Source organism: Rhodopirellula europaea 6C, from assembly GCF_000338295.1.
Classification (GTDB): Bacteria; Planctomycetota; Planctomycetia; order Pirellulales; family Pirellulaceae; genus Rhodopirellula; species Rhodopirellula europaea.
Window position 1 is genome coordinate 1 of the sequence record NZ_ANMO01000031.1, and the last position, 14,785, is coordinate 14,785.

General features: G+C 56.0%; 10 protein-coding genes. 5 read left to right on the forward strand and 5 right to left on the reverse strand.

The window, feature by feature from the left end; translation table 11 throughout:
* A partial coding sequence (gene eno, locus RE6C_RS03185; RefSeq protein WP_039961060.1) for a phosphopyruvate hydratase occupies positions 1-1,135 on the forward strand: 1,135 nt, incomplete at its 5' end.
* 240 nt (positions 1,136-1,375) lie between these two features.
* On the opposite strand, the gene RE6C_RS03190 is transcribed toward eno, so the two are convergent.
* Positions 1,376-1,642, reverse strand: a complete 267-nt coding sequence (locus RE6C_RS03190; protein WP_008653797.1) for a Trm112 family protein — start codon at positions 1,640-1,642, stop codon at positions 1,376-1,378.
* 132 nt (positions 1,643-1,774) lie between these two features.
* On the opposite strand from RE6C_RS03190, the gene RE6C_RS03195 reads away from it, so the two are divergent.
* Positions 1,775-2,545, forward strand: a complete 771-nt coding sequence (locus tag RE6C_RS03195) for a hypothetical protein (RefSeq protein WP_008653798.1) — start codon at positions 1,775-1,777, stop codon at positions 2,543-2,545.
* 34 nt (positions 2,546-2,579) lie between these two features.
* On the opposite strand, the gene RE6C_RS03200 is transcribed toward RE6C_RS03195, so the two are convergent.
* From RE6C_RS03200 to RE6C_RS03220, 4 genes are all read right to left on the reverse strand, one after another.
* A complete protein-coding gene (locus tag RE6C_RS03200; RefSeq protein WP_039961061.1) occupies positions 2,580-3,272 on the reverse strand; it encodes a PEP-CTERM sorting domain-containing protein in 693 nt (230 codons plus the stop codon).
* Positions 3,273-4,245: 973 nt separating this feature from the next.
* Positions 4,246-6,246: a multiheme c-type cytochrome gene (locus RE6C_RS03210; RefSeq protein WP_236617910.1), complete on the reverse strand. Its 2,001-nt coding sequence runs from the start codon at positions 6,244-6,246 to the stop codon at positions 4,246-4,248.
* 450 nt (positions 6,247-6,696) lie between these two features.
* The gene (locus tag RE6C_RS03215; RefSeq protein WP_236617911.1) at positions 6,697-7,596 is read right to left on the reverse strand and encodes a hypothetical protein; all 900 of its coding nucleotides are present in this window, start codon (positions 7,594-7,596) and stop codon (positions 6,697-6,699) included.
* 335 nt (positions 7,597-7,931) lie between these two features.
* Positions 7,932-9,287, reverse strand: coding sequence for a rhomboid family intramembrane serine protease (locus RE6C_RS03220; protein WP_039961069.1), 1,356 nt, complete (start codon positions 9,285-9,287; stop codon positions 7,932-7,934).
* 500 nt (positions 9,288-9,787) lie between these two features.
* Here RE6C_RS03220 and RE6C_RS03235 point away from each other — a divergent pair, with 500 nt between their 5' ends.
* The 3 genes from RE6C_RS03235 (at position 9,788) to RE6C_RS03245 (ending at position 14,775) form a co-directional block, all read left to right on the forward strand.
* Positions 9,788-11,326, forward strand: a complete 1,539-nt coding sequence (locus RE6C_RS03235) for a nucleoside permease (RefSeq protein WP_008653816.1) — start codon at positions 9,788-9,790, stop codon at positions 11,324-11,326.
* A 210-nt stretch (positions 11,327-11,536) separates the two neighbouring features.
* On the forward strand, positions 11,537-14,581 hold the full coding sequence (locus RE6C_RS03240) for a VWA domain-containing protein (RefSeq protein ID WP_039961066.1): 3,045 nt from the start codon (positions 11,537-11,539) through the stop codon (positions 14,579-14,581).
* Entirely contained in the window at positions 14,578-14,775 is a 198-nt protein-coding gene (locus RE6C_RS03245) for a hypothetical protein (protein WP_008653819.1), read from the forward strand. Before RE6C_RS03240 ends, RE6C_RS03245 begins: the two co-directional genes overlap by 4 nt.
* The last annotated feature ends 10 nt before the right edge of the window (positions 14,776-14,785 follow it).

Below are 14,785 nucleotides of genomic sequence, written 5' to 3' on the forward strand. Positions count from 1 at the left end.
GCGAGACGGTGACAAGTCCGTCTTCATGGGCAAGGGCGTCACGACCGCTGTCAAAAACGTCAACACGAAGATCGCCGATGCCCTGGAAGGCATGGACGCAACCGATCAAGCTGCGGTTGACCAAGCGATGATCGAACTGGATGGCACGCCCAACAAAAAAGAACTCGGTGCCAACGCGATCCTCGGCGTTTCGCTGGCCGTCGCTCACGCGGCTGCCGCTTCGACCAACCAGCCTTTGTTCCGCTACCTCGGTGGTGCTGGCGCTCGCATGTTGCCCGCTCCGATGATGAACATCATCAACGGTGGTGAGCACGCCGACAACGGTGTCGACATCCAAGAGTTCATGGTCATGCCATTGGGCTTCGAACGCTTCAGCGATGCACTGCGCTGCGGAACCGAAATCTTCCACAACCTGAAAAAGGTTTTGTCGGAAAAGGGATACAGCACCGCGGTTGGCGACGAAGGCGGTTTCGCACCTGACTTGAAGAGCAACCAAGAAGCCCTCGATGTGATCATGACCGCGATCGACAAGGCGGGCTACAAAGCTGGCGAACAAGTCTGGATCGCTTTGGACGCGGCTTCGACTGAGTTCTACGACAAGTCATCCGGCAAGTACTCGTTGGACAACAACCAAATGTCCGGCGATGAAATGGTCGACTTCTTGGCCGATTGGTGCGAGAAGTACCCAATCTGCAGCATCGAAGACGGCTGCGACGAAGACGACTGGGATACCTGGAAGAAGCTGACCACCAAGATCGGTGACAAGGTTCAACTGGTCGGCGACGATTTGTTCGTCACCAACGTTGAGCGTTTGCAACGCGGTATCGATGAAGGGATCGCCAACAGCATCCTGATCAAGGTCAACCAAATCGGAACGATGACCGAAACCATCGACGCGATTCAACTCGCTCATCGCAACGGTTACACCTCGATCAGCAGCCACCGCAGTGGTGAAACCGAAGATTCGACCATCGCTGACTTGGCCGTCGCCATGTCGACTGGCCAAATCAAGACTGGGTCGGCAAGTCGTAGTGACCGCATGGCCAAGTACAACCAATTGCTTCGCATCGAAGAATTGTTGGGCGACGCGGCTCAGTACGGCGGCCCATTGTTCGCCAAACGAATCACCGGCTGATCGCCGAATTCACGATGAAATGATTCAGCAAGCGGAGTCCCAGTGGCTCCGCTTTTTTATTGGATCGGTCACAAACAGTTTTGACGCTCGACGACCGTACGATGGACTTCCAAGTCCGTCGATGCCGAGTCGGTATCCGTTCGAACCGGTTGCGTTGTGGAAACCGGTGCTAACGCACTGCGGCTAATGTTTGAATACTCTCGCATCTTTTTCTCTGAGCTCCAAACGCCGCTCAGGTCTTCACTCCCCTTCGCTGATTCCCGTCAGCCCAATCGCTTCATCGACGATCAATGTCGGGATTCCGCCGCGAATGGGATACAGTCGATCGGCTGGAGAATTGACCAATCCGCCTTCGATTGGGTCTGTCACGCGTTCGTCCAATTGATCACGCGCGGTGCCGTCGCTGATCGCCTGATTGACCCTCTGAATGAGGGATTCGTCCGCCAGTGTGAGCTGACCGCCGCTTGAGGGACAACGCAAGATAGGCAAAATATCCGGGGTGATCATGGAGGGCTTCTCGGGGTTTCAAAAGTTTGACTGCAAGGGCGGTGAGCGTGCCACCGAATTCTAACCTCGGCAAACTACTTTTCTTGGGGCGGCCTTGCCATGCCCGATCCCACCTGCAGACGAAGGATTGTCATGCGGAATTCCAATCGGACGAACAAGTTCATTGTTGGCGTTTTGGTTGCGGGGGCATCGATGTCCCTGACCACGTCGGTCACCGCTCAGGAAGGCGGTGAATTGCACGCTGATCCAGCGACCGGAATCGTGTACCGGAAGCAAATTCGCCAGGTCCAGCGTCCGGTCAGCGAAGTCCAGATGAAGACTCGCGAGCAAACGGTTTACACGCCCAAGGCGGTAGTCGAGACCAAACCCGTTGCTCGCACGTCCTACGTTCCTGTGACCACGATGATGTTGCGTCCGCATTTGGAAGGCCGTTGGAACCCGTTCCGTCAGCCAACCGTGGCCTACCGGCATGTCCCCGAAACCCGCTGGGAAGCACGCTCGGAGGTTGTTCATCAAACCGAAACCCGAGTGAAATGGGAACCAGAAACCAAGCTCGTTCAAGTTCCCGAGCGAACGTTGCGGATGCAGAACGATCAAGTCGTCCAGTACGAACCGGTCGGCCAGTTGGCACCTCAAGCACAATCGCTGGCGTCGACATCCAACATCCGCCCAGAAATCGCATCGCGTCTGCGTCCGATCGACTCCAACGCACCGATCCAGCCGATCACCACTGGAGCTGACCAAGTCGCCGCAGCATCGCTGGCAACCAGAGAACGTCCACGTTCATCACTGCAATCAGGAATGCGGGCCACCGAACTAGCCCCATCCAACCCAACCATCTACGGCCCACCCACAACGGGAACCACCGTCGCAGGACTGCCAGTCATCAGCGTCTGGCGGTGAGGGGGAGTGGGAGGGAAGCGCTTATGGGCGATGCTCAGATTTTTCGGATCCGGGGTCTGGATCGATGGCGCCGCATCAAAACTGTCGAGGACGCAACCAAGGCGAGAGACGAAACCGTCCCCGGTTCTGGAATCGCAATCGCAGTTCCAGAGATACCTACTCCCGACAGCGTTAGTTCCTCGGAGTTTGAGTTAATTTGAAGGACAAACGTGAGATCAGAGATAGTCGAATCGTCAAATGTGTCTTCGAAGGTAAAATCCGCCAACGCTGATCCAGCGAAATTTGCGTTTGGGAAACTTGCTCCGCTCAAGAAATCGGTCTCAGCAGCGGTCCCGGAAATATCGTTTGAGCTATTCGCATTTACAGAAATGCCAGAGCCTACGATCAACAGTCCATCGCTGGATGCGACGGGGTTCGACAAATTTCCATTCCAATTTTGACCTGAAGTTAGTCCCGTGAATTCCAACACAATGTCTTCGAATCCGATGGTGGAAATGGAGCCGATCAAGTCGACCGTTATTCTAGCTCCTCCAGATCCAGAAGACTTGTCGATAGAAATTGAATCGCCAGAGGCACTTCCCAGGTTATTTGCGTCGCCTGAACTTTCTAGCGTTACCTGCCAAGTTGCCGCATCAGAAAAATCGAAGGTTGCTATCGCTGCTGCTTGGAGGCCTGAGTAACAGACGAGGTGATAGGCCAGGAAACACCCGATGATGCGGATAAGCATGGGGAAAGATCCGATTGTTTAGGAAAAATGGCGGTCCGCGTCCTAACTTAACCCAGTTTGTTGGCATTAGCAATTTTCTAAGGCGCCAGTCAGATCCCGAAGGATGTCTTCGCCGGGACGTTTCTCTACAACCGCTTCGCAAGGTGTCGAATACCTTACTCGGCGAATCACCGACTGTGTCCAGTCGCTTGAAAACGCGAAAATTGATCTGCTCAAAATTTGCGTAAGGTGCTTCCGCTGTGACTACACTTGCTAGCTTGCATCCGGTTGATTGCGCGAGAGTAGAACAGTTGCCTCCAAATGTTCCGTCGGCACATGTGACGCAGCGTGGTCGCGTCGTTTATTCGTGCTTGGCAATTGACAGACCCGAACTGCGTTCATGAGGGCGAATTCAACATTGCGAGCACGGAATCTAAACCTGAACAACCTCTATCATGTGGAATGTTCGCGAGATGCAACCGCCTTCCATTATTCAGTCAGCGTCATTGGCGTGTCGTCTCGCAGTTTCATGATCGAATCGATCCGGTTCGTTTGGATGACGTTTTGGGGGGGGCGAGCAACAAGGCTGGATTGGCGGAATGTTGATCCTGGTCCCAAATTGCAACGATGGACTGGATCGGATCCAGATGGTGCCCGGCACCATGCGTAATGACGTAGCCGACGGAGGCTCTCCGTCGGCAATACCACCCCGCGATGCAGCAGCATCTGCACGCTCGCGACCTCGTGCTCGCTGAGGAACCCCACTGTTTGCTGCGATGGGTTGCGCTCATGCCGACGGAGAGCCTCCGTCGGCAACAAGGATTCAGGCAGTTCATCGCTGAATGTCGTTCCGAGATATCCAGTCCGATCAAGTCAAATCGTTGAATCAGCTTCTGCACTCTGGCGACCAGATTCACCATCATCCAGGGCACCGTAAGGTGCTAGGCACTTTTGGGGGTGATGTGGAATGTTCGCGAGATGCAACCGACTTCCCCTACTCAGTCAGCGTCATCGGCGTGTTGTCTCGCTGTTTCATGATCGAATCAATTCGCTCCGTTTCGACGGCGTTTTGGGGGCCGAGCAACAACGCTGGATTGCTGGGATGTTGATCCTCGTCCCAGGTCGCGATGATGGACTGGATGGCATCTGCACGCTCCGCATCCGATCCCAGCGGCGTTATCTTCAATTCAGCGAGACTCGGTAGCGTTTGCAACGAACGTCGGGCGATCAGTCGAATCGCGAGATACGGATCGTTCAAAAGTTGAGCGAGGTAGATCGATTGCCAATTGTTTCCTGATGTCGCTTGTGCGTCCGACCAGCCCATCGTCCATGCCGCGAGCGCCCGGTTGGCGGCATCGCCTTTCAGCAGCCACAAAATGGAAGCCGCGACTTCCGATTGGTCAGCGTCCAGTTCCGGTGCATCGATCGAATACCAGTCGCTCAGATGAGTTGCTGTCCATTTCAATGTCTTGTCCAGATGGCATTGGTTGCATGCGTTGGGACGTTTGGCGGCCAGGTCCTGTTTCAGATCCGGGATGCTGATGGTGTGATTGCGAATCGCTTTGAGCAGTCCATACGCGGTGTGGGGCATGTGGCAGTTGTAGCAATTTGATCCGACTGAATCCGCCGCGTGATGCGTATGAGATGTTGAGTACTGCTGTTGATCATGGCACTGAAGACAGGCATCGTTGCCGATTGCAGTGGGCTTCAATTGGTCGTTGGCCCAATCAGTGCGACTGCGTGTGTCGTCGGAGGATTGATGAAGTTGGTGGCATGTCAGGCAACCCATCTCACCGCGTTGAAAGCAGCCTGATTGTTCCAGTGAGGTGTATTCTCGTCCCGAGACGCGAACCATCCCGTCGGAGTAAAACGTTCCTTCATTGGTGCGGACGACGCGGTCGCGAATGGCTTCATTCTTTAGCAGCTCCTTCATCTCCGGGCTGTGGAGATGCCAAACATCGAATGACTCACGCAGATCAGATCCTGGTGGGTACGAGACGCCGTGGATGTTGATTCTCTCCGGGTCGCCTTTGAGGGTCATCACCGAATGACATTGGCCACAAACTTGTGACGATCGAACGTGCGACAGTGCTTCGGGATTAACGATGGGATCGTTCGACAAGGCGACGGCGTCGGCGTTCCTGTCGGTCGACTCTCGGTGGTAGGTGATGTGTTTTTGCCCCGGTCCGTGGCATGCTTCGCAACTGATACCAAATTCGGCCACTCGCGTATCCCATTCGCCGACGCTCATTTCGCGTTTTTGAGGGTGCGTGGAATGACATTGGCTGCAGGCCGCATTCCAACGGCCGATTTCGTGCGAAACACCCTGTTCAGCTGGTTGTAGGAACGCCGCTGATCGCGGGACCCATTCCTGTGTTTCATTTAAAAAGACAAATGGCAGAATGCCCAAAGTGCGTTGCACGCCCATGGGAAACCAATACGCTTGCATGTGATGCGATCCGGTCGCCATCACAATGGGACTTCGGACTCGCTGGAGTGCCGCCGCTGTTCCCGGTATGGCAGCAGGATCAAGCATCTCGACCCAGCAAACATCACTTCCTTCTGTTAAGCGGTAGTTGCGTCCGTTTTCAGACAGCTTCACATCATCGAAGTCGCCCAGCAGAACCTCTGGATCGGCAACTTGCGTCATCGTGCGGTGATAGGAATCGAACCAAGTCGCGTGGTTCTGTGGGTGGCATTCGATGCATGCGTCAGAAGCGACATAGCCTTTGTCGGGAACCTCGATCGGACGAAAGGCTGATAGCTGAGCCATTGCTGGCAAGCTGTTCTGAACTTTGGGTGACAACCGCTCCGGTCTCGCAAGGTCTCGTGGCGGTCCAAGCGGCACGGGAGCTGGCGGTAGAGTCAGCACCACAAAGCCCACCGCGAGGACTGGCACGAGCAACGCGCCTGCAATGGAACGCTTGATCCACCAGACCAGCCCGCCGGCGATGAGCCCAACGACGACACTGAAACCGATGACTGCTCCGTTCATGGCCGCACACTCAAAAATGTCGCTTTTCTGATGCCGATGAAGACCGAGGCCAGCAAGCAATGGAAGACGCGTTTCGCCAGGTAGCCGAGGTGAGCCCGGTTCTCTAGCAGCCGGCACTCAACTAATAGTAGAACCTTTCAAAGTATGTCTTCGCTATCAGCCGATTGCAACGGCGATCCAGGTGGTGCCCGGCACCATGCGCAATGACGTAGCCGACGGAGGCTCTCCGTCGGCAATACCACCCCGCGATACAGCAGGCATCTGCAAGCTTGCGATCTCGTGCTCGCTGAGTGACCCCACCGTTTGCCGCGGTGGGTTGCGCTCATGCCGACGGAGAGGCTCCGTCGGCGACAGGGTTTTAGGCAGGTGATTGCCGAGTGCACTTCCCCGCAAGACGCCGGTCGCGGGTGACGCTATATGGAGGCAGCACCAGTCAAAATCAACATGCTGCTAAGCGGCTTTGACGAGACCACAAGGAATGCCGACGACCTCAAGCCTGGATTTCTGAATTTGTTCGCGAGCTGACGCGAGCAGAGGATCGATGTACTTCTTTGACTTTTCGACCTTGCTCATCCAGTCTTCGTCGCCACCGGGAGCGGCCAGCAAGCCGACGATGTCCGATGTGTTGGAACAAGTCAGGTAGTAACAGCCCAGCAACGGAGACGCCTTGAAGACATCCCGGTTAAACACACCATTTCTAAGACACTGCATCGCCGCATTTCGTTCGGAGATGTCCAAGCCGATCAAGACAAGTCGTTGGATCAGTTTCTGCACGCTGGCAACCAAATTCACCATCATGCCGCCGTCGATGCAAGCCGAGGCGAGGCCAACCGTGAACTGGCTGGCCGTCCTGCCAATATCAAGCGCGCCAGCCACCAGTGCTTTCTGGAGCATCTTCTTGACTGCCTCCCCGGCCGCTTTCGCGTTGCCGCCATGAAGTGCCGCAACAGCGCGAATGGATCGGTAACGCTGCACTACCGTTCCGTAAAAATCGCGAATGTGTTGGATCAGTCGCTCGCCCGAGCGGACGATCCCAACGAACGGGGCGACGTTGGAAAGGATGCTTGGGTCCAGCACGCTAGGTAGAAATGCCTTCAGATCTGCCGCACTCACACCGGTGGCGCTCTCCAGCATGCGGACAACAAACCCGTTTTGTTCCTGGGATCCCTGCGAACCCTGCCCGGATGCTCGTTCGGCATTGCGTCGGATATCTTGACTCTCGACTTGAAGTCTTGTTGTTTCCGCAGTTGATATGCCAGCTTTGAAGCGGACCTCAGCACTGTGAAACAGGGGCCGCATGTTTTGTTCGCGGTGACTGTTCAACAAGTCCATCAGTTCTTTCGGTGGCATGATCCGATTCCATTCGAAGCAATGTTTGTGAAACTCGTCTGTGGCCAGCGATCCTGCTTCCACCCGTGGCGCAGTTCATTTGGCCAGGCTGCGCTTTCGATGGAACGGCTCGTTTTGATCCCGCTGCGTCCTGTCCGCGATCGCGACAAACTTGACCTCGTCGTCAAAATACGCCATTCGTTGTCATCGGCATTCCGTGAAACGGAGATGACCGCAAAAATTTGCAGGGAATTGTTCAGCTCAAAATGCTCTTGCGGCTTCGGTTTGACGTAGCGATCAAATGTTTGGGGCAACCACGTCAGGAATGCGGAGCTGATCTGAGTCTTAGCGAAAGATCAATGAGGTGTGGCAGCCGCCCGACACATCGCGAGAAGTTGGTTCCGGCGGGTGATCACCTTTTGGTGAGACTCGCTCGATTTTTTCTCGTCAACATGGATTTGATTCAGAGAGTCCTGTGCGAGATCGGCGCGGCGCATGACTTTCAATTGAATCTGAGCCAATCGCAGTCGTGCCTCGTTTGACAACGCTCCATCACGGTCTGCGATGATCTGCAACGGCCCCACGGCTGGGACGAACTGTTTGGCGGCCGCATAGAGCTTTGCCAGATCAAAGAGGGTTTTGTCTGACAATCCTCTCGCGATGGAAAGCTGATCTAATCGAGCGAAGTGCGAATTTGCAACACTCAAACTACCGCTCGCGATGGCTTGTCGAAGCAGCATCGACAAGCGATTGAATTCAGGGTGTGCCTGAGACGCAGTCATGGCTGCTTGCGCGGCAGCCGCTGCGTCATTGGCACCACGTTTTCTTTTGCCAAGAAAGCCGCGTTTGGGTTTTGTTTGTTTGGAGGATGCGGATTGTTGCTGAGCGTACGTGGAATTGGCATCGACCTGGGAATGCTTGCTCGCCAAGGCCGCTGCCACCGGATCGTAGGCGATGGCGGCTTCACGCTGGATGGCTTCGCGCCGCGAAGGCGGGCAGAGCCACTCGTATTCCTGCAGCCACTCGTTGCGAGAGATCACGTCCCAGTTCTCGCAGTCGACACGGCCGGTGTGCAGCATCCATAGGCCGATGGGTGCACCGACGAATGCGCCGAGCATATGCAGTAATCCTGACGAGACCGAGAAGCCGGCGAAGAACATCTCGACGACTTGCAGGAACAAAAACAGCATCGCGAGAGTGACGACTTTGACCTCGAATGCCAGTGCTCGGATGAAAAGAAACAGACCAAAGACCAGCACGCACTCGACATCGTTTTCCGGTGCCCAAATCAAGGCGATCATCATCAGGCCGAAGACGGCGGAGGAAGCACCCAGCGAATAGCCTTCGCCGACGAGTACCAGCATCATCAACTGTTCGACAACACACTCGCCGACGGCGATTCCCAAATAGATCAGCAAGAACTTCCACGCACCGACCTTGCCTTCGACGATCAAGCCAAACGCCCACAAAAAGAACATGTTGCCCATCAGGTGAAACGGGCCAGCGTGCAGGAAAGCACTGGTCACCCACTGGATCGGATTGATCGCCTCGTAGGACAACGCGAAACGTTCCATCGTTTCGAGTTCGATGTTGCCGGTCACCAATCCCCACACGCAGACGGCAAAGGCAAGCACATTGGCGACGATCAAGCTGACTGTGGCGATCGGCCAGTGATAAATGGGGGCGTCGGTTGAGATAGGGACAAACAACACGACGCGGTTCCTGGGGCGGAAGGAGGAGGGAGTGAGACAACAATCGCGATCGTAGTTTAATGCGATCGGCACATGTGGTGGCAACAAACCACCTGATGTGGGGCGCACGTTTTGTTTCCGTCCAACCCGTTCGCTCAAAAAATTGTTCGCGAGCAGCGTTGCCGCCCGGCGTTTGGTATGTGCTCATCGCGCGTTTGGGGATGCATCGACAAGGGATTGAGATGCGCCGCTCGCTAGCAAGTTGGGTTGGTACGGAACCGCTGGGTCGCTGAATTTGATTTGTGTTCAAGACACTCCGAAAGTTCCGACGCGGGAATGGTTGAATCAATCGCTTCGATGGCCAACAAACTGCTGCCGAGTGAAAACACGGCTTGGGTGAATTGACTTAAGATGTGCCGATCCGCGTTCGCTGTCGTGCGATTTCACCTCGCCCAACGTGACGATTGCGGCCGGACAGCCCACCTCGAAACCACCTGCCTCGTTTCCCAGTGCCGACTCCTATGCAAGACGCAGAATCCAATTCTAAATCCGCCGCCGGTTGGATCGTTCCTTCGTTGTCGTTGATGATGTTCCTTCAATTTTTCGCGTGGGGAGCTTGGTTTGCGAGTTTGTCCGCCGCGATGGATTCGAATTTGTTGGGAGCATTCATCGGTGGTGCCTACGAGGCGGCGCCTATCGCCGCAATCTTTGCTCCGCTGTTTCTGGGGCTGGTCGCCGACCGCTTCTTTGCCAGTGAACGCGTGATGGGAATGCTGATGCTGGTGGGTGGCGGCATCATGCTGCTGATACCGGGTTTGGCCGAGAATGCATCGGCGTTCGCGAATGAGACCGCGGATGCGATGCGAGCCGCGGGGACTTATGAAGCGGAAGCGTTCAGTGCTTCCCAAGCCGAAGAGAACACCGCCGGAAAAACGTTGGTGTGGATGATCCTTGCTTACTTGCTGTGCTACATGCCGACGCTCGGGCTGGGGAACACGATCGCGTTCTCGAACATTCCCAGCCAGAACGATTTTCCAAAGATCCGCGTGTGGGGCACCATCGGATGGATCGCGGCTGGATTGACCGTCGGGATCTTTGGTTGGTCGTCGTCATACAACATCTTTTGGTTGGGTGCTTTCAGTTCCTTGGCTTTGGGAGTGCTGTGTTTCTTTCTGCCGCACACCCCACCGCCGCTCAAAGGCAAGCCGATGGACATGCGATCGCTGTTCATGGTGGATGCCTTCACGTTGCTGAAGGATTGGAACTTCCTGATCTTCGCGATTTGCTCGACGTTGATCTGCATTCCATTGGCCTACTACTACGGCATGACCGCGACGTATTTGAACCAAACGGGATTCGCCGAGCCCGCCGCGACGATGACGATTGGTCAGATGTCCGAGATCATCTTCATGTTGTTGATTCCGTTCTTCTTCCGTCGCCTGGGCGTGAAGGTGATGATCCTGGTCGGGATGGCTTGTTGGGTGTTGCGATATGCCTTGTTCGCCTACGGAGCCCCGGATCAAACCACGTGGATGTTGCTTGCCGCGGTGGCGCTGCACGGCATTTGCTATGACTTCTTCTTCGTGACGGGATTCATGTACACCGACCAAAAGGCTCCGCTTGGCATTCGCGGTCAAGCTCAAGGGTTGTTGGTGTTTTTGACTCAAGGTGTCGGGATGTTCTTCGGCTACCGAATCATGGCGGGCGGAAACCTGTTCGGCTTCATTCCTCTTGACCTCACGTTCGGGAGATATGGCCAACAGGTCACTTCGTCACCGACCTACGTGGAAGCATTGGCCGACGCTCGCGGCGAATCAGCGTCGCTGTCGTTCCTGGAGACGTTCACGCAGATGTTTTCGAGAGCGTTGCCGGAAGGACTCGATGCAGCGATTCTGGCGGAAACAATGGGGCAATGGAAAGACTTTTGGTTGTCGCCGGCGATCATGGCAGCGATCATTTTTGTCGTCTTTGCGTTGACGTTTTGGGACCGAACCGAGACGGAACCCGAAGCGGCTGAAGCAGCGACCGCCGAGCCCGTTCCTTCTGATCCCGCTGTTTGATCGGCCCACGATCGAGACTTTGCCGGCGGTGGTTTGAGCGAAACCGTTTACTTGGCGAATTGGCGTCGAAACCGCGGGACCCCGCGGTTGGATCCTGCGTTATGATAGAGCGAGGGATGTGACGGCGAGCCGGTTGGCAGAGCCGCGACATCGCGGGTGGAAGATCGCTTCTTCAGCCATATCGCTTTCTCAGCCAGACAGGGCTCTGACGTGACATTTCCTTTTCGCCTCGGTTTTGAATCGCCCGACTACCTTTGGTGGTTGATGGCGTTGCCATTGCTGTGGTGGATGGGATGGTCGCATCTGCGAGTGCTGGGTGCATGGCGACGCGTGTTTGCTTTGATCGTACGGACCGTCGTTTGGACAGCGATCGTTGCCGCTCTGGCCGGAGTTCAACTGGTTTGGACCAGCGATCGAGTCACGGTCATGTACGTGCTGGATCAAAGCGAGAGCATCCCGTCATCGAAACGAACGGCGATGCTCGACTACGTAATCGAATCGGTTCGTCGGCACCGCAATGCAACGCGAGGCGATCGAGCGGGCATCATCGTTTTCGGTCGAGACGCGATGATCGAGATTCCGCCATACGACGACAACGTGCCACCGATCCGTCGTCTAGAAAGTTTGCTCGAACGTACTGACGCGACCAACCTGGAAACGGCGCTCAATCTTGCTCAGGCATCGATGCCCGAGGACACGTCACGTCGCATCGTGATCGTGACCGATGGCAACGAGAACATGGGCGAAGCCCGCCGGATCGGCAGCCGCATCGTCGACGCCGGAATCGGAATCGATGTGGTTCCGGTTCTGAAAGAAGCCGGCGGAGAGGTGTTGGTCGAAAAGATCGATTTGCCCACCAACATTCGTAAAGGCCAACCGTTCGAAGCTCGGATTGTGGTCGACCGCCAAGGTGCCAAGTCGACCGACCCTGATAAACCCGTGTCGGGGCGACTGAGGGTCAAGCAAAAAGTTGCTGGCGAAGAAGCATTGTTGCTGGAGCAGACCGTCGAGCTGCAACCGGGAAAAAATGTGTTTCCGCTGCAGCACAAGATCGATCAACCGGCGGCCTACACCTACGAAGCTGAGTTCATCGCGGATGAAGACGAGGATGACTCGCTGACGCAGAACAACAGCGCGACCGGGTACACCTACGTGCGCGGCAAAGGTCGTGTGCTGTTGATTCACGGGCCGGAGGACCTTGGCGACTTCGAATTGCTGATCGCAACGTTGCGTGATTCCAACATCGAAGTGACGCCGATGCCAACGACGCAGCTCTTTGGATCGTTGGCGGAGTTGCAACCTTACGATGCGGTGATCTTGGCTGGTGTGGCCAGAGTGTCCGGCGAGACGACTCAAACGATCACGTCGTTTAGCGATGACCAAATCGAAATGTTGGTCCGCAACACTCAGCAACTCGGGGCCGGGTTGCTGATGATTGGCGGACCGGAATCGCTGGGTGCAGGTGGCTGGACCGGCACGGAGCTCGAAAAGGCGATGCCGGTTGATTTTCAGATCAAGAACACCAAGGTGCAAGGTGTAGGGGCGTTGGCTCTGATCATGCACGCCAGCGAAATGGCTCAGGGGAATTACTGGCAAAAGCAGATTTCAATTGCCGCGATCGAGCAACTCGGCAGCGCCGATAAAGCCGGAGTGGTTCACTGGACCATGAACGGCGACAAGTGGTTGTGGGGCGGATCCAAGGGGATGTTGGAAGTCGGCCCCAATCGCCGCGCGATGTTGGCCGCGGTCGGTCGAATGACGCCAGGTGACATGCCCGAGTTCGATCCGGCGATGCGGATGGCGGTGACCGGATTGGTTCGCACCGATGCATCCGTCAAACACCTGATCATCATCAGCGACGGTGACCCGGGACCGCCCAGCAACAGCGTCATCCAAGCCTTCAAGGACAACAGCATCACGATCAGCACCGTTGCGGTCGAGTCACACGGGTTGTCTGACAGCAGGCGTTTGCAAGACATCGCTCGGGCGACCGGTGGCAAATACTACGCTGTGAAATCTGGTCGAGCATTGCCGGGGATTTTTCAACGCGAAGCCCGCCGGGTGACTCGCCCGTTGATCTATGAGCCACCGGGTGGCGTCACGCCGCAGATCATTTTTCCGCACCCGGTGGTCGACGGGGTGGACTCGTTGCCACCGATCACCGGTTTTGTCATGACCCAGGTCAAAGACAGTCCGCTCGTTCAGGTGATCGCTCAGTCGCCAAAACCCAGTACACCCGAAAACGCGACGATTTTAGCGACTTGGACTTATGGTCTGGGGCGTTCTGCTGTGCTCACAACCGACGCCGGGGCACGTTGGACCAACGCGTGGACGGGATGGCCCGGTTACGAAAAATTGCATTCGCAGTTGGTGCGTTGGTTGATGCGTCCCACCGGCGACACCGGCCAATTCTCTTTGGCAACGCAGGTGCGAGACAACATGGTCGATGTGATCGTGACCGCGCTTGGCGAAGATGATTCCTTCCTCAACTTCTTGGAAGTCGGCGGCTCGGTCCTAGATCCCGAACTGCAACCGTTGATGTTGGAAATGGAGCAAACCGCACCGGGACGCTATGAGGGTTCGTTCCCGATCGATCGAGCAGGAACGTACTTTGTCAATGTCATACCCGGACAAGGCAATGCACCGTTGTCGACGGGAGTCACCGTGCCGTACAGCGAGGAGTTCCGGTATCGCCAAACGAACGAAACACTGATCGCACAGTTGGCTTCGATGAGACCCGATGGTGGCGAAGCTGGCTTGGTGACTGAGCCTTTGGAAGCTGTCCTTGACGACGCGTTGCTGTCGCGGGACACGTTCCGAGGTGGCTTGCCGTTGGCACGTCGCATTCGTGATGCGTGGCCCTGGTTTGTGCTGGCGGCGTGCGTGTTGTTCTTCACCGATGTGTTGGTTCGACGCGTCGCCATTCGCTTCGGTTTTTTGAAGTCTTGGTGGAAGCAAATGATCGGCGAAGCCCAGCCTGAGACGGCAACGGTCGCGCGGTTGGATCAATTGCGTCAAACCAAGGAAGACGTCAACAAGCAGCGAAGAGCCAGCCCACGGTTTGAACCTGAGTCGATCGACATTGGCGGATCGAAGGAATCCGACATTGCTGGGTTGGATTCGTCGTCGGGACGATCTGGTGAGGCTCCGAACGCATCGCGGCCGGCGTCGACTTCAGGTGGCAGCGATGAGTCTTCTCCGACCAGTTACACCGAGCGATTGCTCGAAGCCAAGCGGCGGGCGAAGAAGAAATGATGATGTTGGTCTTCGCCGCTTTCGCGTTGCTGCTGATTGGGCTGGAACTGTTCACCGGCTGCGCCATGCTCGGTTGGGCAGCGGACAAGATGGTTGTCGAGCGAGAGAAGTCGCCCGGCCCATATTGGTTCGCAATCACACTGCACACCATTGTCGGCATCGGGTTCCCGATTCTGTTTGCAATCTACAGTTAGCGCGCGAGAG